Below are 26,861 nucleotides of genomic sequence, written 5' to 3'. Positions count from 1 at the left end.
TTTCCGCCGCTCAAAATAGAAAAGCCACCGTTTGATTTATTTTTCCAATGGGGGAAGATGTGCCTGCAGCGCATCATAAACTCGCATAATTCCCCACATCCCCTGTTCGAGATCCCAGCGAATATTCCCAGAGCGATACATATAATCCCCGGATAGGTTATAGAAACTACCCGCACCATAATGTATACGTAAGTCGGCAGTGAAACCAGTCACGATTTCAGGTGAAAACGATCTTACTTGTGAAGTTAAATCTGTATCATCTGAATTCCAATAGTGGCTATGAATATGGAAGCCATGTGCACGTCTCCGCTCAGAAGGGTTTAATAATCGTATCGTAATAGGATCTCCCTTGTAGGCTTCAAGCAATGGAGTGGAAGGGTCTCCATGTACGTTTGAACTAAACAAATCCTTTAATACTGCCCGTTTAGTATAGCGATTAATCAAACGCTCAGTACGATAATTAAACCCTCTTGATCCATTATCGTACGTATCAACAAGATCTGGATCAATTTCATTGAGAAGAAGAATGCCATCAACTGGATCTACAATTAATTGTTTTGCTTTATCCACCAATCTTGCACCGTCATACATAATGAGGACGAATTCTCTTGTAACAGGAAGTAATGGATTTACTAATATCACTTGAGCTCCACTATTTACGGGCTCAAGGGTGTAGGGGTCATAATACTCTGTTCCCCTAGGCTCAGCAATGAAGGCTCCATATGTTCCAAGAGATCGATGATTTCGAATGTCAGTCATATCCCACATGCCACACGTACCAACAGGTGTATCTACATACCAGCGATACGTAACGGTTTCATTCGGACCTGCTGTTTGGTCTGGATTAAAGCCTACTGTTTCCCCCGAAGATGTTTTAACATCATAGTCAATTAACTGAGGATGAAGTGAAATCCGAACTGATGGCGGATAGAATGCCTGTTCCTTAACGGGAGGGTAAGGCCAAATGCCATCGAGATAAGGAAATTGATTAAAATTCAAGAAACTCGTTAAGTGAACCTCAACTTCGTCTCCTACATTTGCTCTTATAATAAGCGGTTCTGGATCCTTACGACCCTTTAGAATATCATTCATGTCTTCTTCTAACGCAAATACAATCCCAAATGGATCACGTTCACCAAAATTGCTATACAGAATAGGAATTTGAAATGCGACAATTTCAAAGCGCTTTAAAGGTGCATTAGGTGGAGCAGCGCTTTCTATCACACTCGGTGGAGCCGGAGGAGACCCAGTACATTCAGGTAGAGGCTGCGTTCGCTTCGGTGGTGCCACTTGATCTGGAAGTGGTATCAGGAAATTAACTTCTTCGTCATACGCACGAATTAAGCCCCATAACCCATTCCATAAATCCTCCTCCGTTTCAAATGTCCACAGATAATCACCTGAGTTTTTAGCATATGTTTCGAATGTATACGATTCTGAAATGACAATATGCTGTTGCGAATCAAACCGAGATTCCACATCAGGGCGTTCTGATTTCCACCTTAGTCCATGGATATTAAAGCTATGCGACTCTTCTTGAGCTCCTTGTAACAGTCGAATTCGCAAGGAATCACCTTTATAGCAGTGAAGGATAGGAGTAACTGGATCACCATTAACAAATGAACTAAATGAATAAGCAGGGTCACATTCAGGGGTATTTAAACGAAATTGCAATGGTTCACATTTATAATTCACACCGAATAATCCTGGATCATCAGGCGAACTAGGAAATTTTGGCGGATTAAGAGGACAACCATCTTTATCATAGAGAAAGGCAAAATCATGTACCATTAAGGTAAGGTCTCGATAATCAGGGATAAGAGGCTGCGTCGCAGTAACTTGTGTTCCACTATCAACTTCTTCGCCTGAACAAGAATCAAGAAGTTTCGCAAATCGTGGGTGAACAACGCCTGATCCAAACATCCCATGTTGCTGATGATAATTAGCGAACAAATGGTCATGGAAAAACCATGCTTTTAATTCAACATCAGCAAAGTATTCGTATCGTATCGTTTCTCCTGGTAAAACACTCGAGTCATAATTCCACCCCACATTAGCACCATCATTTACTAATACATCAAATTTCACAAAGTGGATGTGCATACCTACCTCATATGTGCGGGTAACTAGCTGAAAAACATCCCCATCTGCTACATGCGGAAGGCGATTCGTAAAATTAATTCGAATACACGTTCCAGCTGTCATATGAATAATGAGCGGTTCTGGTTCTTTCCTTCCTGCACAGACATCCTCAATATCTTCATCTTTCACAAAAATCCTACCCTTTGGATCATTCCATCCCTGCCGGTTGTAAATAAGAGGCAATTGAATGACTGAGATATTGAACTCTTTCACAACTGGGGCATCCGCTACGGCACATGGGTCAGCAAATACGGCGCCTGGTCTTGGATTTCTCACCGCTGCATTCTTTTCTAATTCCGTTAAGCCCCTCCCACCAACAATTCCGAGTGGTGGTCTTGGCGCCTTACATCCTACTTTCCCTGGAATAAAATTAGGGAATCCTGGTCTCTCTTTCGTTGGAGATGGAGGTCTAGGACGGTCTGGTAGTGGTTGCAGCGCATCAATAGATACACCATTCGGATAGCATTGATTCCCATCCTGGAGAGTATCAAATATTCGATTTATCCCCCACATTCCAACAGCAAAATGGGGATAGAGATGACAGTGTACAATCGCATCTCCTATTGCTCCTTGTAGACTTCCTAGTCCATAAAAAGGTTTAATATCGTACCACGTTTGAGGACTAATTGCTTGTGCATCAAAAATTTCTGAATCCTGGTTTGTAGGATCGTCAAACCATTGATGGACATGATAGTGGAAAGCGTGGGTTTCTTTAACCCCTCCGTGTACGATTCGTATTGTCGCTGGATCACCAACATATCCTCTCAATATCGGAGATGCGGGATCACCAAACACCCATGAATCATGGTGGACTTCCTCTCCATCGCAATCTGGACAAACCACCCCTTCGTCAATCAGTTTTTTTCGATTCTCAAGTGGTTCGTATCGATAGTTAATCGCGTGTGTCGACTCTCTTTCCTGATTCGTAACAGGATCAAGAGGTTTATTACCAGTTAAATCTACAGTCGGCATTTCATCATGAAAAATCCATGCATATTCGCGAAAAGAAGGTAGAAAAGGATGGTGGATATCAGCGTACATACCGCTTTCAATACATCCCCCTTTTATCGGATCTGTCCATGAAGATCCTCTTGCTTGAACAAATAACGCTCCAAATAATCCGTTTATATTTGATCCCTGATCACTACTAGCAGGATTACCTAAATCTGAGAAAAAATAGACACCTTGATGATAAGCGTTAATCTGGTATAGTGTTTGTTCGCCACAATCTACTAGTGTATTCTCGTTTACCCCCACATTTGCTCCATCGGATGTTTGAACATCATAATCTGCTTCTTGAAAATTCATTCCTGTTGCGAAAGGAAGTTGGTTCTCAAAAAGAATTTCTACTTCATCCCCTTCATTTGCACGAATTACTAACGGTTGAACTAAGTCTACAGGAGTAAACGGATGCTTTTTTACTAACTCTCTAACCTTATGTTCATTTTCTTTTAGCACATACATCATGCCATTTGGATTGTAGTCTCCGAAATTATTAAGTACAATCCGAATGGGAATGGCAACGACATGATAACAACGTTTCATTCCTCACCACTCCTAGTTGTTAATCTCCGTCTTTTAAATCAGGAATTCGTGGACCTTCGCCTTCATCAATATAAAAAACCTCTATGTCATGAATATGGATAAACCATTCTCTGTCCTCTAATTGCGAAATACTCGTTGTCTCAACATCTACAACGACAAAGTCATCAATTACTTCAGCAATTACTCCAATAAAGACAAAAGGAAAAGAAGATACTAAAATAATAACTTTTCTTCCTACCCAATCTTCAAAGTACTTAATTAATGTCTGATCATGAATATCATTGATGGTTGGAGCCTTTACATAATATCCGTCATTGTTCGGCACTATGTGAAATTCCACCTTTCTATTTTAAGTAAGAGGAAACGGTGTCTCACAGTCAAAATCCATCGTAAATTGAGCAATTTTTTCTATGGGGATACATAGTGGAGTTGGGAATTCAAAAAAAGGTGCGTTTACCATTTTAATAATGACGGGAAATAATTGAATGTGGCCATGATAGACTTCTACTAATCTCCCACAAAAAATGGGACGAAATGTTTGCCCAAACAAATTCAATTGATCTGACTCAGTTATGATCAAAACGTCCTTTCCCATAAGAGATTTTAACTCTTTAAATAACCGATCCTCTTGTAATCTATTACGCTTACTTCCCACAGTCAGGCCCCCTTTAGTCAAGAAAAGACATTTGTGTATTTATGGAGATCAAAACTACACTGATTACTCAATAACCTTTAGAACTTTCTTAAATAAAAAAGCCGTCACTTGAAAAAAGCGAAGGGTTTTAATTAATTGAATATCATGCAATTTGACCACTCCATCTTTCATCGAAAAATGTAGCGATAACTTTCCTTCTGTTGAATTTGTAATCCTCCCTTTTTTCCTCGTACCATCACTCAGATACACATCAACCCAGGTTTCATTCCATGAATTAAGATTCGTTTGTAATGTTTCTTCATAAAATTGTTGCCTTAAAATTTCTCGTTTTGAGACCGTTTCACCAAAGTTTCTTAACAATTTCGTCCTCAAATCATTGTCATAAATATAATGCTGGTGGGAATTAGAATAGTTTGGAATACCAAAAGGGATATTAGCTGCTTCTATATAGTTATAAGGAAGCCAAATCCGTTCTCTAAGATTCGTCAACATAACAAAGTCTCGCCCTATTGCACTTACCTTCCCTTCTGTATATATTTTATCTTTCACTCCAGACTTCGAATAAACTTCAACCTGTTGATTCCGCTTTGACTTAAAAAACTTCTTCAGAGTCAAATACTTTCCTTTTTCTTCGTCTGTTCTTGCTATGTTTTGTAGATTAGTGAGAGACATGTACTCCATAAAAAGCCGAGTTTCTTCTGTAGTTGTTGAGGTCGTTGGAGATGTTAACCGCTCATCTTTCCTTCCACCAGCGTGATTAAAAATGTCATCCTTAACCACTTCTTGTTTACGTTTTTCTAATAATTCCTTTGTATATTCAGGCAATCGAATAGTCTTCTTTTTCATATCGCCCTCCACTTTTCTAACCTTAGCCTTAGCCTTATATTTATATATAAACTTTCTACCTATATGACATTCTTTTTTAACGTGTTGCGCTGAGCATTGTTCGATACAGAAGTAATGGAGTAAGAATCCACGGTCATTTACGGAGAAATCATTTAATAAACTAACTTTATGTTCAGTAAAAATCACATCGAAAAATATAGGAAGCGTTAGCTATATGAATAAACAGGAGGAGATGTTAATAAACACACTCGGGTGGATACTATACGGTAATTTCTTAATGACTATTTTGGGGTATTATTATGTTTTTAAGCATCGTAAACTTATTGGTTTCCAATTAGGGATGAATATTTCAACAATCGTAGGTGGTATGGGAGCTATTACAAGTGGCATATTATTGATTTATCAATATCCATTTCAATTTATTTGGATTACGATAATTTCCGCATTGATCGGTATTATATTAGGAACCGTATTCGGAGGAATGTTTGATTACCAAACTCTATTAACTGGCTATGGGAATGGCATGATGATGGGGTTAATGGCACCTATGATTGGGGCATCTGCAAACAATAGTTTATTATTTATCGGACTAATTGAAGTAATATTTGGCATATCGTTCATCTTATTGGTTTTAGCAGTACGAAACTCATAAAAGAAGGTAATGCAAATGGAGCTATATGTATTTCTATCATTACTACTTAACTTATTATTAGGACTTCTTGTATTCAAAAGAATGTTTCAATCTCGTAAATTATTTAGTGATCGGTTCGGAATGATTGTAACTACAAATTTCAGCGGTGTATTCAACTTTTCGATTGGGCTGCACCTTTATCTCGTGATGCCCGATCATTTTGCAATTATTAGTTTAGCCATCGTTATTGGGATTGGATCAGGGGTTATTATTGGGGCAATCGTTAAGTTTCACTCTGTCCTTGCCGGCTTCTTTCATGGAACAGTAGGCACGCTCATGGGAACGATGTTAGGGGTAATAATCATTAACCCTTCTCTTTGTCGTTTGCCAGCGGTTAACGAAGCGATGTTGAATCAGACGATTGTTGTTCTGTGTTCCTTTATAACGATACTAACAATTTCAACGCTTGGATTAATTTATTACTCCTTTAGAGTTTAAAGAGAAGTAAAAAGTGACTCCAAATTAAAAACCACCAAATAAGCATTTGATGGTTTGAGTAAATTGGAATTTATGACATGTTTCCATGAAGAAAACCGAGCAAAGTAAAAATAATAAGATGATCCCCTATCGCAATCAAAAAGGCTCTTGTTGACATCAGTCCAAACAATTGATTTTTCATATAAACGATTGAAATAAGCAGACCAATGATAAGTCCGATTATTCCTCCATCAACTAAACTTTCCGCTCCAGACGCTTGAACAAGAATGGCTACGAAAAATGAACTGATAAATGCAATGATGACAGCGAAAAGATACTTGATTGAACCTTCACTTTGATTTTTCACAATTTCCTCGTTGTGGGTTCCCTTTTTATCAGAAAGTAAAATGGAATAATAAATTCCTCCGTAAATCATGTAGACGACTGCCCCTATAAGGACTGCTAAGTAGTTCATTTCTAACATACAATTCTCCCCCTTTATTATTCTGGCTCAATGCCTAAACGTTCTTCTATATAATCTAGTACGTGATAGATCTGTCTTTGTTCCTTTCTGCATGTCACTGGATAACTCCTTTTTGAATTGCATCTGCGCTTCGCATTTTGTTTGACTTTAGTTGTATCCGATTCTAATGATGAGAAGTTAAGATTAAAACCTTTAAGAATTCCTTTAGGAGAAGTCTTATTCCATTATGAACAAATCAATGCTAATCAATACAAAAAAGGATTTACCTCTAGTGGCAAATCCTTAGTATTTTAGACATAAAAAAACCACCAAATATGTATTTGGTGGAGACGGTGGGAGTCGAACCCACGTCCAGAAGTATCGGCACTTAAGCTTCTACGAGTGTAGTCGATATATTATTGTTTCACTGCAATTCTGCCTACCGACAGGCGTCTTTGCAGCTAGTCTGGTTAATCTCTTCCAACTTTCCTCAGACGGTGGATTGTTGGCGTATCCCACTTAAGTTGAGTCCCTTACCCTACCACATGGGCGATGGAGGGAGGAACCGCAAAACAGCTTACGCTGCTAGTGCGAAGTTGTTGTTTTCTTTGCCAGTTATAGGCATGGCGTTTTTAACGTAGCTCGCCAACTCGACTCGCGACTTAAGCTCGACCTACCCCTGTCGAATCCGTAACGTCCCCATATAAGAAATGAGAACCGAAAACGGGTAAGCTGTTAAGCTTAGTAATGTGTTTCGGTAATTTTAATTATAACATAAATGAACTTCCAATCAAATGGAAACTATATCCGTTGACGCTCTTTCAGTGCTTTATCCACTTCACGCTTCATCGTCTTGTCTTTCAAATCCTGGCGCTTATCGTACTTTTTCTTACCTTTGGCAAGACCAAGTAGTACTTTAGCGTAACCATTCTTGATGTAGACTTTAAGCGGAATGACCGTGTAGCCCTGTTCTTTCGTAAGGCCAATAAGCTTATCAATCTCTTTACGTTTCATCAACAGCTTACGTGTACGAGTTGGATCGTGATTAAAACGATTGCCTTGCTCATACTCATTGATGTGCATATTCAAGAGAAAAATTTCACCTTTACGAATGATCGCATGAGAGTCTTTCAGGTTTACGCGTCTTGCCCTGATGGATTTGATTTCAGTACCCTGTAGAACCAATCCTGCTTCGTATGTTTCGATAACTGAGTAATCATGTCTAGCTTTTTTATTTTGTGCAATGAGTCCACCATCACCTTTTGGCATGACCGTCCCCCCTCTCAAACGTCGAACTCCAGTATATCAATTTGGTCAGAATAAGTCAAGATGACTTACTCTGACCGACATGACTAGTTAAGCATTATTATTTCGACGCTTTTTCTTTTTGTTTTTATTCTTCTTTTTCGTTCCCTGACCGTCTTTTGGTGGAGTGAACTTACGCTTTTTGGAACCTGCATCAGTTGTTTTGTTGGAAGACTTACCACGTTTTTTACGCTTACCGCCTTCAATTACTTTCGGGCTCTCTCTTCTACGACGTTCTTTTGGTGGCTTCATACCAACGATCTCGAAATCAATTGCGCGATCATCAATGTTAACATTCAATACGCGAATTGATATCTCATCACCGATGCGATACACATTACCTGTGCGTTCCCCAATCATTGCATAAGCACCTTCGTCGTAATGGTAATAGTCATCTGTTAAATAACTAACGTGTACAAGGCCTTCAATCGTATTTGGCAATTCAATAAACAAACCAAAGTTCGTTACGCCGCTGATTACACCTTCGAACTCTTCCCCAATTTTATCTAACATAAACTGAGCTTTCTTCAAATCATCCGTTTCACGCTCTGCATCAACTGCCCGTCTTTCCATCGCAGAAGCATGCTGAGCTATTTCACCAAGCGATTCACTCCATTTGGAAATCGTCTGATTATCGACTTTTTTCTCAAAAAGATACGTGCGAATTAGACGATGCACAATCAAGTCAGGATAACGACGAATTGGTGATGTGAAATGCGTATAGAAATCCGTAGATAGTCCGAAATGGCCTAGACTCTCAGGGAAATACTTTGCCTGTTGCATAGAGCGAAGCATCACTTTACTAATAACAGCTTCTTCAGGCTCACCTTTCACTTCTTCCAAAAGCTTCTGTAACGCGCGAGGATGAACCGTATTTGCATTACCTCTCACAACATAACCGAAGTTCGTAATGAACTCGAAGAACGTATTAAGCTTATCTGCATCTGGATCTTCGTGTATACGATACATGAACGGCACTTCCATAAAGTGAAAATGCTGGGCAACGGTTTCGTTTGCTACAAGCATAAATTCTTCAATCAAGCGTTCTGCTACTGAACGTTCTCTCTGAACAATTTCCTGTGGCGTTCCTTCTTCGTCTACAAGTACCTTGGCTTCAGCGAAGTCAAAATCAATTGCACCACGTTCGAAACGACCTTTTCTTAGAATCTCTGCAAGCTCACCCATGCCATCGAAAAATGGTACTAGAGATTTGTAGCGCTCAAGCACTTCATCATCTTCACGTAGAAGGATTTTGCGTACATCTGTATAAGTCATTCGTTCATTCGTACGAATCACACTTGGGAAGATTTCATGATTGACGACTTCCCCTTGAGGTGAGATTTCCATTTCACAAGAAATCGTTAAACGATCCACTTGTGGATTTAAACTACAAATACCATTTGAAAGTCGATGCGGAATCATTGGAATAACGCGGTCTACAAGATAGACGCTCGTTCCACGATCTAACGCTTCTTGATCAATTGGAGAGTTCTCTGTTACATAATACGTTACGTCTGCAATGTGAACGCCAAGCTTGTAATTACCGTTTGGAAGCTTAACAACGTTAACGGCATCATCAAGGTCTTTCGCATCTGCACCATCAATTGTAACAATGGTCTCTTCACGAAGATCTCGTCTTCCTTCAATTTCTTTCTCATCAATTTGATCTGGAGTTTTATGAGCTTGTTCCATCGCAGCTTCAGGGAATTCTCCTGGTAGCTCATGCTTATAAATGATAGAAAGAATATCAACGCCCGGATCGTTCTTGTGTCCAAGTATTTCGGTAATTCTTCCTTCAGCACTCATGCGACCTTCAGGATACTTCGTGATTTCCACGACTACCTTGTGGCCATCGACAGCACCACCGGTTGAACCTTTTGGAATAAAGATGTCGTGTGGAATCCGTTTATCATCTGCAATTACAAAGCCAAAGTGCTTGCTGTCAGAATACGTACCGACTGTGCGTTTTACACCACGCTCAATAATCCGGATGACTGTACCTTCCGGACGAGTTCCTGATGACTTTTGATGAAGACGAACGATGACGCGGTCGCCATTCATTGCTCCTTCTAGATCACCTTGATTAATGTATACATCTTTCTCACCTGTATCACTATCTGAGATAAGAAATGCAAATCCTTTCGCATGAACTTGAAGCTTACCTCGTACAAGATTCATCTTTTCAGGAATTCCATAGCGATTACTTCTCGTTCTAACGATTAAGCCCTCTTCTTCCATCCCATTAAGTGTTTTAACAAATTCCTTAAATTCGCTGGAGTCCTTTAGACCAAATACTTCTTCAAGCTCCTGGACGGTAAGAGGCTTATATGCTTCGTCCTTCATGAAGCTCAATATCTTCTGGTAATGTTCTTCTTCCATTGTCTTCCACCTTCTTTCAATATAAATAAAGTAATACTTTTACTCTGACCAATCTAGCCCATCCAAAAAGGCATGTACATCTTTATGAAGCTGTTCTTTCTCCTTACCAAGCGTTATGGCATGTGTTGAGTTCTCATACCATTTGAGACTTTTCTCATCGGCTTCAATACTATCATGGATGATATTTGCACTTTCCGTATTTATCATTTCATCATGGCGGGCCTGTGCGACAAATGTAGGCGCATAGATCATATCGATGTTTTCACGAACATCATAGATCAGATCTCGTAATTCACCGAGCGTGTTCATAGGCGTTTCTTTAAATGCTTCCATTTCTTCTTCAATTTGTTCAGGACTTTTACGTTCGAATTTCTTATATTCTCTCGCATAAGAGAGAACACCTTTATACATGGTTTCTTCATCCTTCATATCCATTGGAGCGCACATGGGTACGATGCCCTTTACAGGAACAGTATAGCCTAGCTTTAAGGAAAATACGCCTCCAAGAGACAACCCAACGACTGCAATCTCATCATGGCCCATACTTTTAAGCTTTTCGTAGCCATCCATCACGTTTTTCCACCAGTCTGTTGGACCTGTATGTACTAACTCCTCTGGAGGAACACCATGGCCTTCATATTGGGGTGCATGACATGTATATCCCTGTTCCTGCAAATATCTTCCCATCATTCTTACATCAGCTGAATTCCCAGTAAAGCCATGCAACATTAATACCGCCCTGTTGCCTCCTTCAAAGGTAAATGGCTTTGGTGCAACTACTTTCATGCTGTAATCCTCCTCCAAATGTTCCGATCCTATCATTAGTTTTACCTTCAAAAATGTGGTTTATCCTGTCCTTATAAGTTGGAATGAACCTCTTGGTCTTTCTACATTTTACCTGTTTCGAACGGAAGGCAAAAGAAATTCGTCTTCTACTTTCTTTCCCTCTTCTATTCGACAAAAAACCAGCTATTTTGAATTTCGCTTAATCATTGCGGTTATAGACATTGTTTCCATGGAGAGATGTTAATTTCCACTCCAGGTGCTCGCTTTCCGCGGGGCGGGCGGTGAGCCTCCTCGTCGCTAACGCTCCTGTGGGGTCTAACCTGTCCCGCTAGTCCCGCAGGAGTCGAGCACCTTCCGCTACAATTAGCTAAGTGTGAAGGTTGATCCAAACTCTCTTCCAAAACAACAAATTAAAAAAGATCATTCTTTATAAATGAAAAAAGCAGCAAGTGGATCACACCTGCTGCTTTCTTTAATACGTTACACAAGATACGCAACGAGAATTGAAAGAACAAAGAACAAAACGGCGAGTACGACCGTCACTTTATTTAAAACCGCTTCAAAACCGCGGGCTTTCTGTTTTCCGAAAAGTTGCTCCGCTCCACCTGTAATCGCTCCTGATAATCCAGCGCTTTTACCAGATTGAAGCAAGACAACAGTGATTAATAAGACTGATACGATAACTAACGCAATTGTTGCTGCAAGATGCATGATTCCACCTCCCGGACTATAGCCTTTCCAATACTATAAATTTACCATAAAATTTTCAGTAAAAGCAATCTATTTCGGGAATAGAGGACATTCTCATACCTTCTTAAGATTGTGTTAACACTTCTTGAGTGGTACCGACTGTTTTTGTAGACGTTGTTCCGATAAGAGTGGTGGCTGATTTGCGCTCCAGGTGCTCGCTTTCCGCGGGGCGGGCGGTGAGCCTCCTCGGCGCGCTTGGGGCGCGCCTGTGGGGTCTCACCTGTCCCGCTAATCCCGCAGGAGTCGAGCACCTTCTGCTCCAATCAGCTATGAAGTGTGGTTCTTCATACAAACCCACTTTCAAAACAACCATCCTTTAGAAAAAAGAAATTTTAAGTAAGAATAAAAATCCAAATCAAAAAACCCCCGCGTTTTCACGCGGGGGTTGTTCAACTTACTTCTTATCTAGGTTGTAGAAGCTAGTACGACCACCGTAGATTGCAAGGTGCTCAAGCTCGTCTTCGATACGAAGAAGCTGGTTGTATTTAGCTACGCGGTCCGTACGAGACGGTGCGCCTGTTTTGATTTGTCCTGCATTTGTTGCAACAGCGATGTCAGCGATTGTTGTATCTTCAGTTTCACCAGAACGGTGAGAGATAACAGCTGTGTAACCAGCGCGCTTCGCCATTTCGATTGCATCAAATGTTTCAGTAAGTGTACCAATTTGGTTCACTTTGATAAGGATAGAGTTACCTACGCTACGCTCGATTCCTTCAGAAAGTTTGTTTGTGTTTGTAACGAATAGATCGTCACCAACAAGCTGAACTTTCTCACCAAGAGCTTGAGTAAGTTTCTCCCAACCTTCCCAGTCGTTTTCGTCAAGGCCGTCTTCGATCGAGATGATCGGGTACTTCTCACAAAGCTGGCTGTAGAATTCGATCATTTCTTCAGACGTTTTCACTACGCCTTCTCCAGCAAGGTTATATTTACCGTCGCTGTAGATTTCAGAAGATGCTACGTCAAGAGCAATCATAACTTCTTCACCAGGCTTGTAGCCAGCTTTTTCGATTGCTTCAATGATTGTTTGGATTGCTTCTTCGTTTGACCCAAGGTTAGGAGCGAATCCACCTTCGTCACCAACAGAAGTGTTAAGACCTTTTGCTTTAAGAACACCTTTCAAGCTGTGGAAAATTTCTGCACCTGTACGTAGAGCTTCTTTGAAAGAAGGTGCGCCAACAGGCATAACCATAAATTCTTGAATGTCTACGTTGTTATCAGCGTGCTCTCCACCATTAAGGATGTTCATCATTGGTGTTGGAAGAGTTTTTGCGTTGAATCCACCAAGGTAAACGTAAAGTGGTAGTTCAAGCTCTTCAGCAGCAGCACGAGCTACAGCCATTGAAACACCAAGAATAGCGTTAGCCCCAAGGTTACCTTTGTTGTCAGTACCATCAAGGTCGATCATCATATGGTCGACTCCTAGCTGGTCATAAACGCTCATACCTACTAGCTCAGGAGCGATTGTTTCGTTAATGTTAGATACTGCTTTTTCAACACCTTTACCAAGGTAACGATCTTTGTCACCGTCACGAAGCTCAACTGCTTCGTATTCTCCAGTGGATGCACCAGATGGTACCATTGCGCGTGCTTTTACGCCTGCGTCTGTAAATACTTCTACTTCAACTGTTGGATTGCCGCGGGAGTCAAGGACTTCGCGTGCATATACGTCAGTAATAATTGGCATAATGTCATCTCCTTTAAAAGTGAGTTATTTAATTAATGATTTTCCTGTCATTTCTTTCGGTTGCTTGCCGCCAAGCAAATCGAGAAGCGTTGGTGAAAGGTCCGCAAGAATACCATCTGTACGAAGCTCAGCACCGTCTTTTGTAACAATAACAGGTACAGGACTCGTTGTATGAGCAGTCATCGCATCGCCATCAAGCGTTGTGACTTCATCTGAGTTCCCGTGGTCAGCGGTAATAATGGCATGTCCGCCTTTTTCAGTAATTTTATCAACGATCTTACCAAGACATTCGTCAACAGCTTCAATCGCTTTGACTGTTGGTTCAAGCATTCCGGAATGCCCTACCATGTCAGGGTTCGCAAAGTTTAGGATAATCGCATCGTGCTTATCGGCATCGAGTTCTTTCAGTAACGCGTCCGTCACTTCGTAAGCACTCATCTCCGGCTTCAAGTCATAAGTTGCAACCTTCGGAGAGTCGATAAGAATACGTTCTTCCCCAGGAAACTCTTCTTCGCGTCCACCGCTAAAGAAGAAAGTAACGTGTGGGTATTTCTCTGTTTCAGCAATTCGCAGCTGAGTGTAATCTTGTTGAGCTAGAACTTCACCTAGCGTGTTATCAAGGTTGGCCGGTTTGAAAGCCACATCCCCTCCAACTGTTTCACTAAAACGAGTTAGTGATACAAAGTGGAGATTCTTCGGACGTTCTTCTCCGCGGTCAAATCCTCGGAAATCTTCATTTGTAAAGACTTGTGAAATCTGGATTGCTCGGTCAGGACGGAAGTTGAAGAAGATTACTGCATCTTCATCATCTACCGTCGCAATCGGTGAACCGTCTTCTTCTGTCATAACAGAAGGAAGCACGAATTCATCATAGATTTCATTCTTGTAATTATCATCAATCAATTCATATGGATCCTTGTAAGATGGGCCTTCACCGTATGCCAGGGCACGGTAAGACTTCTCAACACGATCCCAACGCTTATCACGATCCATGGAGTAATAGCGTCCTGAGAGAGTCGCAAGACGACCAACTCCGACTTCTTCCATTTTATCCTCTAACTGCTTAATGTAGGTTTTAGCAGATTGTTGGCCAACATCACGACCATCAAGGAATCCGTGAACATACACATCTTCTAGGTCATGCTTTGCAGCAAGTTCAAGAAGAGCAAAAAGATGTTTGATGTGACTATGAATACCGCCATCAGAAAGAAGTCCGAACAAGTGTAGGCTTGTCCCCTTTTTCTTCGCATGTTCAATAGCCTCTAGAAACGTTTCATTCTCAAAGAAGTCGCCTTCTTCAATCGCAAGATTCACTCTTGTTAAGCTCTGGTACACAATACGACCAGCGCCAATATTCAAGTGGCCAACTTCAGAGTTACCCATTTGTCCTTCTGGAAGTCCAACAGCTTTACCACTCGCCTGTAGGGTAGCGTGTGGGTATTGGTTCCAGTAACGATCAAAGTTGGGTTTGTTAGCATGTGCTACAGCATTTCCTTTTTCCTCATCCCTTAGGCCAAAACCATCAAGGATGATTAAAGCTTCTGGCTTTTTAGGCATTCTGACCAGCCTCCAAAAGCTGAAGGAAAGATTTCGCATCAAGGCTCGCGCCGCCGACTAAAGCTCCATCAATGTCGGATTTACCCATAAGCTCTTCAATGTTACCAGGTTTAACACTGCCGCCATATTGGATACGAACCGCATTAGCTGTTTCGTCAGACGTTTCGTCTTTAAGTACGCCACGGATAAACGAGCATACTTCATTCGCTTGATCGCTAGTAGCTGTTTTACCAGTACCGATTGCCCAGATTGGCTCATATGCGATAACAGATTGAGCTACCTGTTCATTTGTTAGACCAGCGATTGCTTTTTGAACTTGTGCTTTTACGATATCTTCTGTTACGTCGCTTTCACGCTGTTCAAGCGTTTCGCCAACACAGATGATTGGTGTTAAATTATGTTTGAACGCAGCATGAGTCTTCTGGTTAACAACTTCGTCCGTTTCACCAAATAGTTCACGACGTTCAGAGTGACCAAGAATAACGTAGCCTACTCCAAGATCGTTAAGTGCTACAGGGCTAATTTCACCTGTAAACGCGCCGTTTTCTTCAAAGTGCATGTTTTGAGCACCTACTTGAAGTGCTGTTCCTTCTAGCTCATCCGTTAAATAATCAAGGAAAAGAGCAGGAGCACAGACAACGGAATCTACGCGACTGCCATCAGGAATAAGTCCTTTCACTTCGTCAACAAAGCTTTTTGTTTCCGTAAGTGTTTTGTTCATCTTCCAGTTACCTGCGATGATTGGTTTGCGCATGTTCACTCACCATCCTTTTTAGAATTAAACATAAGTATTTTATTTGTCGTTAAGTGCTACGACGCCAGGAAGTTCTTTACCTTCCATGAACTCAAGAGATGCACCGCCACCAGTAGAAATATGGCTCATTTGATCAGCATAACCGAATTTCTCTACAGCTGCTGCGGAATCTCCGCCGCCGATAACAGAATACGTGTCATTTGCATTTGCTAGTGCTTCAGCTACAGCTTTTGTACCGTTAGCGTAAACCTCTAGTTCAAATACACCCATAGGACCGTTCCAGATAACGAGTTTAGAATCAGCGATCACCTTGCTGTACGTTTCTCTCGTTTTCGGTCCGATATCTAGTGCTTCCCAATCGGATGGAATTTCTTCAATGCTTACGACTTTCGTGTTAGCATCGTTTGAGAAATCATCACCAATGATTACATCTTGAGGCATATAGAAATTAACGCCTTTTTCTTTCGCCTTATCCATGAACGATTTAGCTAGATCAATTTTATCTTCTTCAAGAAGAGATAAACCAACTTCATGTCCAAGAGCTTTCACAAATGTATAAGCAAGACCGCCGCCAATGATCAAGTTATCTACTTTATCAAGTAGGTGATCAATTACACCGATTTTGTCTTTTACTTTTGCTCCACCAACGATAGCTGTGAAAGGACGAGATGGCTCTGTTAGAGCACTTCCAAGAACTTCAAGCTCTTTTTCCATCAAGAAACCAGCTACAGCAGGAATATGATGAGCAATACCTTCTGTTGAAGCATGCGCACGGTGTGCAGCTCCAAAAGCATCGTTTACATAGAGATCTGCCATTGCAGCAAATTTCTTCGCAAGTTCTTCATCATTCTTCTCTTCTCCAGCTTCAAAACGAACATTCTCAATAAGAAGAAGATCACCTTCTTGAAGGTCTTCAATAGCACGGTCTACTTCTTCACCATAGACAGCGTCTGTTTTTGTAACGGTTTTGCCAATGAGATCACTCAAACGGTCTGCAACCGGATCAAGACGTAACTCATCAACAGCCTCACCTTTTGGACGACCCAAATGACTTGCAAGGATTACTTTTGCTCCTTGATCAGACAAATGCTTAATCGTAGGAAGTGCAGCTTTAATGCGCGTTTCATCTGTTACCTTGCCATCTTCCATAGGTACATTAAAATCAACGCGGCAAAATACCTTTTTGCCTTTTAACTCGACGTCGCGAATTGATTTTTTGTTCATCACGCGTGTCCTCCTCTGCAAAAAATAATAAAAGGTAAATCTCTCCACCTCTTAAATGTAGCTATTTAAAATACATGGAAAAGGAGGAAGGCTCAAGACTTCCTCCTCCTCTATTAACAATTCTTATTATAGCCCTTTTGCAGCAATGTAGTCGACTAGATCTACAACGCGGTTAGAATAGCCCCACTCGTTGTCGTACCAAGAGATAACTTTAACCATGTTACCATCGATACCCATTGTAGAAAGACCATCTACGATTGAAGAATTAGGGTTACCGTTGTAGTCTTTTGATACTAGTGGCTCGTCGCTGTAACCAAGGTATCCTTTAAGATCGCCTTCAGCAGCTTCTTTAAGAGCAGCATTCACTTCGTCAACAGATACATCTGCATCAAGTTCAGCTACAAGGTCAACGATTGATACGTTTGGAGTAGGTACACGCATAGCCATACCATTCAACTTACCATCAAGTTCTGGAAGTACAAGAGATACTGCTTTAGCAGCGCCTGTAGATGTTGGAATGATGTTTTCAGCTGCCGCACGAGCACGACGGTAGTCTTTATGTGGAAGGTCAAGAATTTGCTGATCGTTTGTATATGAGTGAGTTGTAGTCATTAGACCACGCTTAATACCGAACTTGTCGTTCAATACTTTAGCAACTGGTGCAAGACAGTTTGTCGTACAAGATGCGTTTGAGATTACGTGGTGGCTAGCTGCATCGTACTTGTCTTCGTTAACACCAAGAACAACTGTGATATCTTCGTCTTTAGCTGGTGCGGAGATGACAACTTTCTTAGCTCCTGCTTCAAGGTGCTTCGCAGCGTCTTCACGGTTTGTGAAACGTCCAGTGGATTCGATAACCACTTCAACACCAAGGTCTCCCCAACCAAGTTGTGCAGGGTCGCGCTCAGAAAGAACTTTGATTTCAGTTCCGTTAACTACAAGGTTCTCACCGTTAACTTCTACTTCTACATTAAGTTCTCCGTGTACGGAATCGTATTTAAGAAGATGCGCAAGCATGTTTGCATCTGTAAGATCGTTTACAGCTACGATATCAACACCAGGGTTGTTTAGTGCTGCGCGGAATACATTACGTCCAATACGTCCAAAACCGTTAATACCTACTTTTGTTGCCATTGTGTAGTTCCTCCTTGAATTTCCTCGTTTCCCGAGGTGTGTTTTATTTATTAAAGGGATGTACCCTCTAGTAACGCTTTTGCTGCACCTTCATCAGTGACAAGGATGCTTTGAATGCCAGTCTTTAGATAGGCTTCGATGGCTTTCGCTTTCGAACGGCCGCCGGCTACCGCAATGACCAGTTCACTTCGTTCCAAATCTTCGAGTTGCAGTCCAATTGTCTTCACTTTGTGGACGACTTCACCTGACTGATTGAAGTAATACCCGAACGCTTCAGCGACAGCGTCTTCCTGCTCAATCTTGTCAATCACATCGAGCGTGGATTTACGCCTCTCGGCCATCGTTTTAGCTTCTCCAATCCCATGAATCACAATACCGGCTGACTTGATAATTTCAAGTAATTCTTTCACGCCTGGTTCTTCGATTAAAGAGAGGTAAGCTTCTTCACTCAATTGATCTGGTACATGAAGCAAACGATAATCAGTATGGGCTTTTCGCGCCATCTTCGCACAAATTGTGTTTGCCTGATTTTCAACCTGTTCACCTAGTCCTCCACGGGCCGGTACAAACAGTGTTCCTTCCATATCAGAGGAAGGGATCATCATGTCGGCTACACCAGCGAGTGTGGTACCGCCTGTTACAGCAATCACTCTACGCGTGAGCTGAAACTTTTTCAAGCGTCCCACTGCGGCTCTACCCATTTCTTTCTTTACCCAGGGAGTAACATCGCTATCACCAGGAACAATAAATACTTCTGGAATGTTAAGCTTTTCTTTCAAGCGTTCCTCAAGGTTATCGAGACCGGATACCTCATTCATTACCGGTTCCAATTCCATTAGAAGCTGTTCACCTTCCTCGGTCAAATGCATGCCTTGAATAGACATCTCAAGCAACCCTTGATCTTTCAAGAAAGTAACTTCACTTCTAAGAATCCTCTCGGTTATATCGAGGGTATTTGCAAGACTGCGTCTACCTATTGGTTGCATCAGTCTTAACTGTCTCAATACCCTGTAGCGCTTATTCATAACTTCCAGCATGTCCGGCAATAGTTTTTGTTGAAGTGACAATAATGAGCGCATAATTCGTCTCCCCTGTGATTCTTTTCTTTTCCTGAGACGTATTATGTCCCACTTAGACATTTTTAGTCCCACTTGGATCAAAAAAGAACTTCTTACAATTTTCATTGTAGCAGTTGCCAAAAGCATGGGCAACTATGTTATACTGAAAATTTTAAAGTAAGCGTTTTCTTAGCGAAATTTTTGATAATCGCCCATAATCCACTACTTCTCCGTCTATTTCAACAACTGGAATCATCACCATAAACTTTTCCAAAAGCGATTCATCTTGATAGATATCTACTGTTTCCAATGAAAAGTCCACTTCTTCTTGGAGCTTCTGGAGAAGGTAATAAGCTTCATCACAAAGTGGGCATGTCTCCTTCGTATACAAAATAACCGATTTTCCCATCTACTAAACCTCCCGTCTTTGCATCTAGTTTACTGAATGTAGAAATTCTAAGCAAAAAAAATCAGCTGCCTCCGCAGCTGTTAGACAAACCTCTTACGTTTCGAAGAACTAACGATGTTAAGTTCATCTCGATACTTGGCAATCGTTCGCCTTGATACCTCCACGCCCTTCTGGATATGAAGCGCTTCTACTATCTTTTGATCAGAAAGAGGCTTTAGCTTACTTTCATTCTCAACAAGCTCTTTAATAAATAATTTTACACTCGATGAAGAAGTCCCTTCTATTGAGTCACTTGAAAGTCTTGAGGTAAATAAATCTTTTAGCGCAAACAAACCATGAGGAGTTTGGACATATTTGCTTTTGATTGCTCGACTTACCGTTGACTCATGAACGTTCGCTTCTATCGCCACTTCTTTCAATGTTAAAGGAGCGAGATCGCCTATTCCAAATTTCAAAAAGCTTTGCTGATGAAGGATAAATACCTTCATAATCGCACGCAACGTCTGTTTTCTTTGCTGGATGCTTTTTAACAGCCAATTTACCTGCTGGTACTTGTCTTTTAAATATTCAGCTGCTTCAATCGTTTTAAACGATTCATAGTCATTACTCACCTTCATGGCAGGTAACTCATCATCCAATAAAGTGATTGTAAATGCACCCTTTTTTTCTTCGATCATCACATCTGGAACAATGTAAGAAGGCCTCTCAACAGCCCACTTTGCTCCTGGCCGAGGATCGAGTGTTGCAATGAGGTCACCTGCACGCTGTATTTCTCCAACAGATACGTTGTACTCTTTAGCAAGATCTCTAAACTTCTTCTCTGCTAGCGCTTTCAAATTCTCTTGCACTATTTCTCGAGCTAGCGCATGTAATGAATTTGTTTCATTAAGCTGAAGGTAAAGACATTCCGAAAGAGAACGTGCGCCGATTCCTATAGGATCAAGAAGCTGAACATGTCGAACCGCTTCGTCTATTTCTTCTTTCTGTACATGTAGTAAGGACATCATTTCAAATTCATTCAATCTTAAATAACCAGCATCATCAACATTATCAATGAGGTAATGTACAAGCCCCTCTATCTTTCTTGAAAGCTTCAAACATCTAGCCTGTTCGTGAAGCTCATCTTGCAAGCTTTTTCTTGATTCCGCATACTCAAGTGGATCCTTCTTGCTCTCCCCATCATACACGCGTTTCGATGAACGAACGCCACCTTCCCATGATGAAGATTGCAATTCAATAAGAGGATTCTCAAGAGCCTGCTCTTTCACATACTCCAGTAATTCCGCCGTAGAATATTGTAGTATCGAAATTGCCTGATGCAACTGGGTTGTCATGACTAGTTTCGTTGTCTGCTTTTGAACCAATCCTAATTCCATCGCAATCCCTCCATCTTCATCATACTATAATGTTTCAGCTTATGGTATGGGAAAAATGATAATGAGCAGAATTTTCAGTCATTTAACCCTATTATGCGACACTTTTTATCATTAAAATAGGAATATCGTCCAACCCACTGTCATTTTTCCACATAAACTGTCTTATAGAGAGAAAAAGGAGGCAAATACCATGGATATTACTGTAGATGGAATTGCTTTGCTTCCAGTCATCATCGGAGTTGTGCAACTCTTCAAGATTATGGGGTTTCCAACTAGGTTTCTACCAGTGCTTTCAATAGTAATAGGGATTGTATTGAGCTATATCTACGTTGACCCGGAAGATTTCAAAAAAGCCTTTTTAATAGGATTATGGCTTGGACTAAGTGCTACTGGAATGCACTCGGGCTTCAAGAATACGATGATTGGAGTAAGCAATAAAGAACAAAAAACAATAGATGACACAAATAAGCCTGTTAGAAAACCATAACTGATTCTAAAGAGTGGACGAGTTCTACTCTTCTTTTTTTTGTAATTAAAAATCCCCCTCGCCATTGCGAGAGGGATTGGAGATTATGTAATTGGTGCGCCCGGAGGGATTCGAACCCCCGACTGACGCGGTACCGGAAACCACCGCTCTATCCGACTGAGCTACGGGCGCGCATGTTTAGCGCAAGGATTATTATACGTGATGACCCTATTTATTGCAAGGTGATTTTTGCCATAATAAGCATATTTATTGATCCAAATATCCGAACTCTCTTTACTGCTTCTTGACGTCTCAAACGTCTCATAGTAAAGTGAAACCAAACATATGTTCTTAACAGGCGGTGGCATTCATGTTCCAATTAAGTAAAGAAGAGACTAAGGCTGTGCGAAATTACCTCATACTTCCTTACCTAAAAAAAGTGCTGGAGCTCGATATGAGGTGGATTACACATTCTCACATGAAGCTTCCACGACCTTATTTGGAACTTTTACGCAATGTCGTCTCACTTGCTGTTCAGGATTTAAAACAAGCAAAATCCATTCTTCATTCGAAAGGTATTCGGGTTTACATAGAGAATACAAAAGATGAGATCGTTATTTGTACAGTGTATTGTCGGGGATATAATCAAACGTACCGCTACACTTCCGTTCAAATAAGAAATCAAGTAGAAAGAAGAATAGCCGCATACTTTCTTGCAGATAGTCGCTTGCAAAAAAGGAACAGTCGATCCGTTTAAAATAAGGGTATGCGGGGAAAATGGATGTAGGTGCACGGGGTGAAGGCCCTCTCCATTTGTATAGCCCAAAAATCGCACAGCACTTTATTTGACCTATATTGACCTTTTAGGTATGATGAACGTACAGCAACTACATATTTGATGAAAATAAGGGAGGAATTTAAAATGGTTTTAATTCCAACGGTAATTGAACAAACAAACCGCGGTGAAAGAGCGTACGATATTTACTCTCGTCTTCTTAAAGACCGCATCATCATGCTTGGTACTGCAATCGACGATAACGTATCAAACGCAGTAGTAGCACAGCTACTTTTCCTTGCAGCTGAAGATCCAGATAAAGATATTTCACTTTACATTAACAGCCCTGGTGGTTCAATCACAGCAGGAATGGCAATTTACGATACAATGCAGTTCATTAAACCGAAAGTTTCTACAATCTGTATTGGTATGGCAGCTTCTATGGGAGCATTCCTTCTTGCAGCTGGTGAGCCAGGAAAACGCTATGCACTTCCAAATAGTGAAGTCATGATTCACCAACCACTAGGCGGTACTCAAGGCCAAGCATCAGACATTGAGATTCACGCAAAACGCATTATTCAAATGCGCGAAAAGCTTAACAAAATTCTTGCTGAACGTACTGGTCAGCCACTTGAAACAATTGATCGCGACACAGATCGTGACCGTTTCATGGAAGCAAATGAAGCGAAAGAATATGGCTTGATCGACGAAGTAATGGAGAAAAAAGCTTAAAACGTTCAAAACGCCTCTCCCAAAATGGGAGGGGCGTTTTTTTGTCGTGTTTTAATAGAAGCTTCTTTCTAAAGAGTTTATTGCTTTTGAACGGTTTAGTATATGAGAAACGCACGACATAATTGATTGGAGCGGAAGGGTGCTCGACTCCTGCGGGATTAGCGGGACAGGTGAGACCCCGCAGGAGCGTAAGCGAGGAGGAGGCTCACCGCCCGCCCCGCGGAAAGCGAGCACCCTGGAGCGGAAATAACACCAGAAAACATAAAAAAAGGCTTCTGCTAGGTTTTAGCGGAAGCCTTGTCATGCTAATCTTTTTGTACAAATTCGATCAATGAAGAAATTGCATCTTCTTCATCATTGCCGTCCACTGTTAATATAACGGATGCACCAGTTCCAACAGCTAGGCTCATGATACCCATAATGCTTTTTGCATTTACTTTTTTCCCATCTTTTTCGAGAAAAATGTCTGAGTTAAAACGATTTGCTTCCTGCACGAATAGTGCCGCAGGGCGTGCTTGCAATCCTGTATCTAACGTAACAACAACTTCTTTTTGAACCACTTCTTCATTCCTCCCCTTAATTAGAGCAGATGATAAAAAGCGCGAGACTCGCATAGGTCCATAAGGAACCTACGTGAGCGCTACGGCAAGACATCACTGAATTCTATTCTTACTGATTATTAGAATAAGTAAGCGCTATCTCAAAATCTGAAAAAGTTAGAAAAACGTTTGTTCCAAGCCGGAAAACACCGTTTTTCTGAGCCTTACTTACCTATTTAGTAGAAAAAGTAGCCCTCCACCATCCGATGGTGGAAGCTTTTCTTTTTCCAATGCTAGTTTATGAAATAGGGTTACCTGATCGCAGTTTGTCAGCAATCTGGTCAATCTTACGTAATCGATGATTGATGCCTGATTTACTTATCGCTCCACCAGTTACCATTTCACCAAGTTCTTTCAATGTGACATCCTGATGCTTTACACGGAGCACAGCGATTTCCCTCAATTTATCAGGGAGAATCTCAAGTCCAACCTCTTTCTCAATGAAGCGGATGTTTTCAACTTGACGAAAAGCTGCGCCGACTGTTTTGTTCAAATTGGCTGTTTCACAATTCACAATTCGATTAACCGAATTACGCATATCTTTCATAATGCGAACATCCTCAAAATAGAGGAGCGCCTGATGGGCACCTACTACACTTAGAAACTCTGTGATTTTCTCGCCTTCTTTGATATAAACAATATAGCCCTTTTTTCGTTCAAGCATTTTGGCATTTAATCCGAATTCATTCATTAAGCTACAAAGAGATTCTGTATGTTCTTCATACATAGAGAAAATTTCTAGATGGTAGGAAGTTTCCGGATGATTAATGGATCCTCCTGCAAGAAATGCTCCTCTTAGATAAGAACGTTTACAGCAAGCTTTTTTCGTAAAATCGGTAGAAATTTTTCTGGTGAATGTAAATGCATTATCCATAATACCAAGGTCTTCAAGTAATTCTCGCGCCTTGGCGGAAACACGAACAATGTAAACATTGTTCTTCTTTAGTCTCATTTTCTTACGGACTAGCAGTTCAACATCATAATTGTAGATTCGTTTAATAAGCGTATAGATTCTTCTTGCAATGGCAGCGTGCTCAGTCGGAATGTTCAGGATCAATTGTTTATTACCAAACGAAATGGATCCATTCATTCGTATGAGCGCTGCTAGCTCTGATCTTGCACAGCATGGTTTACTTTCTAGCTGTGTTAATTCTTTCTTTGTATCAGCAGCAAATGACATTGCCATCCCCCCTTTTCCATGCAGGGACCCCACTGACCCTTCATCCTTACTTTTTATCGTTTATTAATGATAAAAGAATAGATGATATTTTCTTCGCATCATGGCGTACATACTTCTCATCGTATTGAATAATCTTATCACTGATAACTTCAAAACCAAAGCTCTTTAGACGATTTTCGTCGTATTGCACAACTTCTGCTCGTTCTTGTGCATAGCGTTTTGCATAGAAAGATGGAATCATTTGTTCGTTAACAATAATTGTATCCATAAGTTTATAACCGATGTGGTCAATGAGTGCCTGCACGTGGTCACTCGCCGTATAATTTTCTGTCTCACCTAACTGTGTCATCACGTTACATACGTATACTTTTCTACCCTTTGCATGCTGAATTTCATGAGCAACGCCAGGGACAAGTAAATTTGGTAAGATGCTTGTATAAAGACTTCCAGGTCCTAGTACGATGAGATCAGCATCACGAATCGCCTGTAAGGATTCCGGAAGAGCTTTAATACCAGGTGGTGAGAGAAATACTTTTTTAATTGTTTTGTTCATCTTTGGAATTTGAGATTCGCCTTTAACAAACGTCCCATCAGCCATTTCAGCATGTAAAACAACGCTTTGGTTAGAGGCAGGAAGCACCTTACCGCGTACGTTCAGAACACGGCACATTTCTCGTACACCCTGTACAAAATCCCCGGTAATATCAGTCATGGCTGCGAGCATTAAATTGCCAAGTGAATGCCCTGATAGACCATTTCCGTTTTTGAAGCGGTGTTGCATAAGGCCCTCTAGAAGAGGTTCTACCTCAGATAAAGCCGTAATTACGTTTCGGACATCGCCTGGCGGAGGAATATCAAACTCTTCACGCAAACGTCCTGAACTTCCTCCGTCATCTGCGACCGTGACAATTGCAGTAATGTCGACAGGAAACTTTTTGAGTCCACGAAGAAGTACAGATAGGCCTGTTCCTCCACCAATGACAACAGCCTTTGGCAGATTAGTGTCATCCATATTATTTATGACCCTTCCCTTTTTCAATATCCCTGTGCGTAATATTGGTTCGGTAGTCTGTTTCAAAATGCTTTCCAATGTGCTCAGCAAACGCAACAGATCGATGCTTACCACCAGTACAACCAATCCCAATCACTAATTGGCTTTTCCCTTCTCTCTTATATTGAGGAAGCATATAGGCTAGCATATCAATCAATTTAGCAAGAAAAGTTTGCGTTTCCTTCCACTTAAATACATAGTTCGCGACTTCTCCGTCCACTCCTGTTTTTGGTCGTAAATGCTCCACATAATGAGGATTGGGAAGAAAACGAATATCAAAAACAAGATCAGCGTCAATTGGTATACCGTACTTGAACCCAAATGACATCACGTTAACTCCAAAGTTCTCTTTTTCGTTATTAGAGAAACGATCCATAATTTTTTCCCTTAGCTGGACCGGTTTAATTTCACTCGTATCAATAATTTGCTGAGAGCGTCCCTTCAACTCTTCAAGCATTTCTCTTTCTCTCTTGATTCCTTCAAGTGGTAAACCTTCAGGCGCAAGTGGGTGAGATCGTCGTGTTTCCTTGTAGCGTTGCACTAGTGTTGAATCTTTTGAATCAAGATAAAGGATTTCAGCATCAAGCCGATCATGTGTATCGAGGTGATCAACAGCTTCTACTAGATGATCAAAAAAGTCACCACCGCGAAGGTCCATCACAAGTGCCACTTTGTTCAACTTCCCCTCAGATCCGTCGACCATTTCAACGAACTTCGGTAAAAGCGCAGGTGGTAAGTTATCAATACAGAAGTAGCCTATGTCCTCAAAACATTGCATTGCAACTGTTTTACCAGCACCACTCATCCCTGTAATAATGACCATATGAATGCGTTTGTCGTTAGATTCGGTCATTTTCCCCACTCCATTTCTCAGTTTCTCTTC

Annotated in this window: 26 protein-coding genes, 1 tRNA gene and 1 other RNA gene; 5 read left to right on the top strand and 23 right to left on the bottom strand. The window is 41.1% G+C overall.

Annotation, left to right across the window (positions count from 1 at the left end; genetic code table 11):
- Positions 1–36 precede the first annotated feature (36 nt).
- The 4 genes from FBF83_RS10665 to FBF83_RS10650 form a co-directional block, all read right to left on the bottom strand.
- Positions 37–3,687 carry a multicopper oxidase domain-containing protein gene (locus FBF83_RS10665; protein WP_136947119.1) on the bottom strand — a complete coding sequence of 1,217 codons (3,651 nt, stop codon included), beginning with the start codon at positions 3,685–3,687 and terminating at the stop codon, positions 37–39.
- Positions 3,688–3,706: 19 nt separating this feature from the next.
- On the bottom strand, positions 3,707–4,012 hold the full coding sequence (locus tag FBF83_RS10660) for a hypothetical protein (protein WP_136947118.1): 306 nt from the start codon (positions 4,010–4,012) through the stop codon (positions 3,707–3,709).
- 24 nt (positions 4,013–4,036) lie between these two features.
- Positions 4,037–4,342: a hypothetical protein gene (locus tag FBF83_RS10655; RefSeq protein ID WP_240688058.1), complete on the bottom strand. Its 306-nt coding sequence runs from the start codon at positions 4,340–4,342 to the stop codon at positions 4,037–4,039.
- A 63-nt stretch (positions 4,343–4,405) separates the two neighbouring features.
- Complete coding sequence (locus tag FBF83_RS10650) at positions 4,406–5,188, bottom strand: hypothetical protein (protein ID WP_136947117.1); 783 nt, start codon at positions 5,186–5,188, stop codon at positions 4,406–4,408.
- A gap of 214 nt (positions 5,189–5,402) precedes the next feature.
- Here FBF83_RS10650 and FBF83_RS10645 point away from each other — a divergent pair, with 214 nt between their 5' ends.
- Both FBF83_RS10645 and FBF83_RS10640 read left to right on the top strand, forming a co-directional pair.
- A complete protein-coding gene (locus FBF83_RS10645; protein ID WP_240688057.1) occupies positions 5,403–5,840 on the top strand; it encodes a hypothetical protein in 438 nt (145 codons plus the stop codon).
- 15 nt (positions 5,841–5,855) lie between these two features.
- The gene (locus FBF83_RS10640; protein WP_136947116.1) at positions 5,856–6,317 is read left to right on the top strand and encodes a hypothetical protein; all 462 of its coding nucleotides are present in this window, start codon (positions 5,856–5,858) and stop codon (positions 6,315–6,317) included.
- A gap of 70 nt (positions 6,318–6,387) precedes the next feature.
- Here FBF83_RS10640 and FBF83_RS10635 read toward each other — a convergent pair whose 3' ends face one another.
- The 14 genes from FBF83_RS10635 to rpoN all read right to left on the bottom strand — a co-directional run bounded on the left by FBF83_RS10635 (position 6,388) and on the right by rpoN (position 21,175).
- Entirely contained in the window at positions 6,388–6,780 is a 393-nt protein-coding gene (locus FBF83_RS10635) for a DUF1761 domain-containing protein (protein WP_136947115.1), read from the bottom strand.
- A gap of 321 nt (positions 6,781–7,101) precedes the next feature.
- Positions 7,102–7,460: a transfer-messenger RNA gene (ssrA, locus tag FBF83_RS10630) on the bottom strand.
- A 100-nt stretch (positions 7,461–7,560) separates the two neighbouring features.
- Positions 7,561–8,028, bottom strand: coding sequence for an SsrA-binding protein SmpB (gene smpB, locus FBF83_RS10625; protein WP_048311765.1), 468 nt, complete (start codon positions 8,026–8,028; stop codon positions 7,561–7,563).
- Between the two features lie 87 nt (positions 8,029–8,115).
- Complete coding sequence (gene rnr, locus FBF83_RS10620; protein ID WP_136947114.1) at positions 8,116–10,443, bottom strand: ribonuclease R; 2,328 nt, start codon at positions 10,441–10,443, stop codon at positions 8,116–8,118.
- Between the two features lie 39 nt (positions 10,444–10,482).
- The gene (locus FBF83_RS10615; protein WP_136947113.1) at positions 10,483–11,229 is read right to left on the bottom strand and encodes an alpha/beta hydrolase; all 747 of its coding nucleotides are present in this window, start codon (positions 11,227–11,229) and stop codon (positions 10,483–10,485) included.
- Positions 11,230–11,709: 480 nt separating this feature from the next.
- Positions 11,710–11,940, bottom strand: a complete 231-nt coding sequence (secG, locus tag FBF83_RS10610) for a preprotein translocase subunit SecG (protein ID WP_048311759.1) — start codon at positions 11,938–11,940, stop codon at positions 11,710–11,712.
- 433 nt (positions 11,941–12,373) lie between these two features.
- A complete protein-coding gene (eno, locus tag FBF83_RS10600; RefSeq protein WP_136947111.1) occupies positions 12,374–13,663 on the bottom strand; it encodes a phosphopyruvate hydratase in 1,290 nt (429 codons plus the stop codon).
- 24 nt (positions 13,664–13,687) lie between these two features.
- A complete protein-coding gene (gene gpmI / locus FBF83_RS10595) occupies positions 13,688–15,220 on the bottom strand; it encodes a 2,3-bisphosphoglycerate-independent phosphoglycerate mutase (RefSeq protein ID WP_136947110.1) in 1,533 nt (510 codons plus the stop codon).
- Positions 15,213–15,974 carry a triose-phosphate isomerase gene (gene tpiA / locus FBF83_RS10590; protein WP_136947109.1) on the bottom strand — a complete coding sequence of 254 codons (762 nt, stop codon included), beginning with the start codon at positions 15,972–15,974 and terminating at the stop codon, positions 15,213–15,215. Before tpiA ends, gpmI begins: the two co-directional genes overlap by 8 nt.
- A gap of 39 nt (positions 15,975–16,013) precedes the next feature.
- Positions 16,014–17,198: a phosphoglycerate kinase gene (locus FBF83_RS10585; RefSeq protein WP_136947108.1), complete on the bottom strand. Its 1,185-nt coding sequence runs from the start codon at positions 17,196–17,198 to the stop codon at positions 16,014–16,016.
- Positions 17,199–17,324: 126 nt separating this feature from the next.
- Positions 17,325–18,332, bottom strand: a complete 1,008-nt coding sequence (gene gap, locus FBF83_RS10580) for a type I glyceraldehyde-3-phosphate dehydrogenase (RefSeq protein WP_048311749.1) — start codon at positions 18,330–18,332, stop codon at positions 17,325–17,327.
- Between the two features lie 50 nt (positions 18,333–18,382).
- Positions 18,383–19,411 (bottom strand): sugar-binding transcriptional regulator, encoded by a 1,029-nt coding sequence (locus FBF83_RS10575; protein ID WP_136947107.1) that lies wholly within the window; start codon positions 19,409–19,411, stop codon positions 18,383–18,385.
- Positions 19,412–19,562: 151 nt separating this feature from the next.
- Positions 19,563–19,799, bottom strand: a complete 237-nt coding sequence (locus FBF83_RS10570) for a glutaredoxin family protein (protein WP_136947106.1) — start codon at positions 19,797–19,799, stop codon at positions 19,563–19,565.
- Positions 19,800–19,879: 80 nt separating this feature from the next.
- On the bottom strand, positions 19,880–21,175 hold the full coding sequence (gene rpoN / locus FBF83_RS10565) for an RNA polymerase factor sigma-54 (RefSeq protein ID WP_136947105.1): 1,296 nt from the start codon (positions 21,173–21,175) through the stop codon (positions 19,880–19,882).
- A gap of 190 nt (positions 21,176–21,365) precedes the next feature.
- Here rpoN and FBF83_RS10560 point away from each other — a divergent pair, with 190 nt between their 5' ends.
- Entirely contained in the window at positions 21,366–21,662 is a 297-nt protein-coding gene (locus tag FBF83_RS10560) for a hypothetical protein (protein ID WP_136947104.1), read from the top strand.
- 92 nt (positions 21,663–21,754) lie between these two features.
- On the opposite strand, the gene FBF83_RS10555 is transcribed toward FBF83_RS10560, so the two are convergent.
- Positions 21,755–21,833: transfer RNA gene (locus FBF83_RS10555), tRNA-Arg, on the bottom strand.
- Between the two features lie 262 nt (positions 21,834–22,095).
- Here FBF83_RS10555 and FBF83_RS10550 point away from each other — a divergent pair.
- Positions 22,096–22,398 carry a hypothetical protein gene (locus FBF83_RS10550; RefSeq protein WP_136947103.1) on the top strand — a complete coding sequence of 101 codons (303 nt, stop codon included), beginning with the start codon at positions 22,096–22,098 and terminating at the stop codon, positions 22,396–22,398.
- Positions 22,399–22,563: 165 nt separating this feature from the next.
- A complete protein-coding gene (gene clpP / locus FBF83_RS10545) occupies positions 22,564–23,148 on the top strand; it encodes an ATP-dependent Clp endopeptidase proteolytic subunit ClpP (RefSeq protein WP_048311741.1) in 585 nt (194 codons plus the stop codon).
- Between the two features lie 305 nt (positions 23,149–23,453).
- Here clpP and FBF83_RS10540 read toward each other — a convergent pair whose 3' ends face one another.
- The 4 genes from FBF83_RS10540 to rapZ all read right to left on the bottom strand — a co-directional run bounded on the left by FBF83_RS10540 (position 23,454) and on the right by rapZ (position 26,831).
- A complete protein-coding gene (locus FBF83_RS10540; protein ID WP_136947102.1) occupies positions 23,454–23,708 on the bottom strand; it encodes an HPr family phosphocarrier protein in 255 nt (84 codons plus the stop codon).
- A 277-nt stretch (positions 23,709–23,985) separates the two neighbouring features.
- On the bottom strand, positions 23,986–24,927 hold the full coding sequence (gene whiA, locus FBF83_RS10535) for a DNA-binding protein WhiA (protein WP_136947101.1): 942 nt from the start codon (positions 24,925–24,927) through the stop codon (positions 23,986–23,988).
- 46 nt (positions 24,928–24,973) lie between these two features.
- Positions 24,974–25,939, bottom strand: a complete 966-nt coding sequence (locus tag FBF83_RS10530) for a gluconeogenesis factor YvcK family protein (protein ID WP_136947100.1) — start codon at positions 25,937–25,939, stop codon at positions 24,974–24,976.
- Position 25,940: 1 nt separating this feature from the next.
- Positions 25,941–26,831 (bottom strand): RNase adapter RapZ, encoded by an 891-nt coding sequence (gene rapZ, locus FBF83_RS10525; protein WP_136947099.1) that lies wholly within the window; start codon positions 26,829–26,831, stop codon positions 25,941–25,943.
- Between the last annotated feature and the right edge of the window lie 30 nt (positions 26,832–26,861).

The sequence above is a fragment of the Guptibacillus hwajinpoensis genome (assembly GCF_005144865.1).
Taxonomy (GTDB): domain Bacteria; phylum Bacillota; class Bacilli; order Bacillales; family Guptibacillaceae; genus Guptibacillus; species Guptibacillus hwajinpoensis_A.
The sequence above is the reverse complement of the archived record's forward strand: the minus strand, read 5'-3'. Positions and strand labels throughout refer to the sequence as shown.

Coding starts and splice junctions, on each gene's coding strand:
- FBF83_RS10640 (WP_136947116.1), top strand. CDS start 5,856: ATGGAGCTATATGTATTTCTATCATTACTACTTAACTTATTATTAGGA.
- FBF83_RS10575 (WP_136947107.1), bottom strand. CDS start 19,411: ATGCGCTCATTATTGTCACTTCAACAAAAACTATTGCCGGACATGCTG.
- FBF83_RS10650 (WP_136947117.1), bottom strand. CDS start 5,188: ATGAAAAAGAAGACTATTCGATTGCCTGAATATACAAAGGAATTATTA.
- FBF83_RS10665 (WP_136947119.1), bottom strand. CDS start 3,687: ATGAAACGTTGTTATCATGTCGTTGCCATTCCCATTCGGATTGTACTT.
- FBF83_RS10530 (WP_136947100.1), bottom strand. CDS start 25,939: ATGGATGACACTAATCTGCCAAAGGCTGTTGTCATTGGTGGAGGAACA.
- FBF83_RS10560 (WP_136947104.1), top strand. CDS start 21,366: ATGGATATTACTGTAGATGGAATTGCTTTGCTTCCAGTCATCATCGGA.
- FBF83_RS10635 (WP_136947115.1), bottom strand. CDS start 6,780: ATGTTAGAAATGAACTACTTAGCAGTCCTTATAGGGGCAGTCGTCTAC.
- gap (WP_048311749.1), bottom strand. CDS start 18,332: ATGGCAACAAAAGTAGGTATTAACGGTTTTGGACGTATTGGACGTAAT.
- FBF83_RS10615 (WP_136947113.1), bottom strand. CDS start 11,229: ATGAAAGTAGTTGCACCAAAGCCATTTACCTTTGAAGGAGGCAACAGG.
- FBF83_RS10645 (WP_240688057.1), top strand. CDS start 5,403: ATGAATAAACAGGAGGAGATGTTAATAAACACACTCGGGTGGATACTA.
- FBF83_RS10570 (WP_136947106.1), bottom strand. CDS start 19,799: ATGGGAAAATCGGTTATTTTGTATACGAAGGAGACATGCCCACTTTGT.
- whiA (WP_136947101.1), bottom strand. CDS start 24,927: ATGTCATTTGCTGCTGATACAAAGAAAGAATTAACACAGCTAGAAAGT.
- FBF83_RS10550 (WP_136947103.1), top strand. CDS start 22,096: ATGAGGTGGATTACACATTCTCACATGAAGCTTCCACGACCTTATTTG.
- rapZ (WP_136947099.1), bottom strand. CDS start 26,831: ATGACCGAATCTAACGACAAACGCATTCATATGGTCATTATTACAGGG.
- tpiA (WP_136947109.1), bottom strand. CDS start 15,974: ATGCGCAAACCAATCATCGCAGGTAACTGGAAGATGAACAAAACACTT.
- rpoN (WP_136947105.1), bottom strand. CDS start 21,175: ATGGAATTAGGATTGGTTCAAAAGCAGACAACGAAACTAGTCATGACA.
- smpB (WP_048311765.1), bottom strand. CDS start 8,028: ATGCCAAAAGGTGATGGTGGACTCATTGCACAAAATAAAAAAGCTAGA.
- eno (WP_136947111.1), bottom strand. CDS start 13,663: ATGCCAATTATTACTGACGTATATGCACGCGAAGTCCTTGACTCCCGC.
- gpmI (WP_136947110.1), bottom strand. CDS start 15,220: ATGCCTAAAAAGCCAGAAGCTTTAATCATCCTTGATGGTTTTGGCCTA.
- clpP (WP_048311741.1), top strand. CDS start 22,564: ATGGTTTTAATTCCAACGGTAATTGAACAAACAAACCGCGGTGAAAGA.
- secG (WP_048311759.1), bottom strand. CDS start 11,940: ATGCATCTTGCAGCAACAATTGCGTTAGTTATCGTATCAGTCTTATTA.
- rnr (WP_136947114.1), bottom strand. CDS start 10,443: ATGGAAGAAGAACATTACCAGAAGATATTGAGCTTCATGAAGGACGAA.
- FBF83_RS10585 (WP_136947108.1), bottom strand. CDS start 17,198: ATGAACAAAAAATCAATTCGCGACGTCGAGTTAAAAGGCAAAAAGGTA.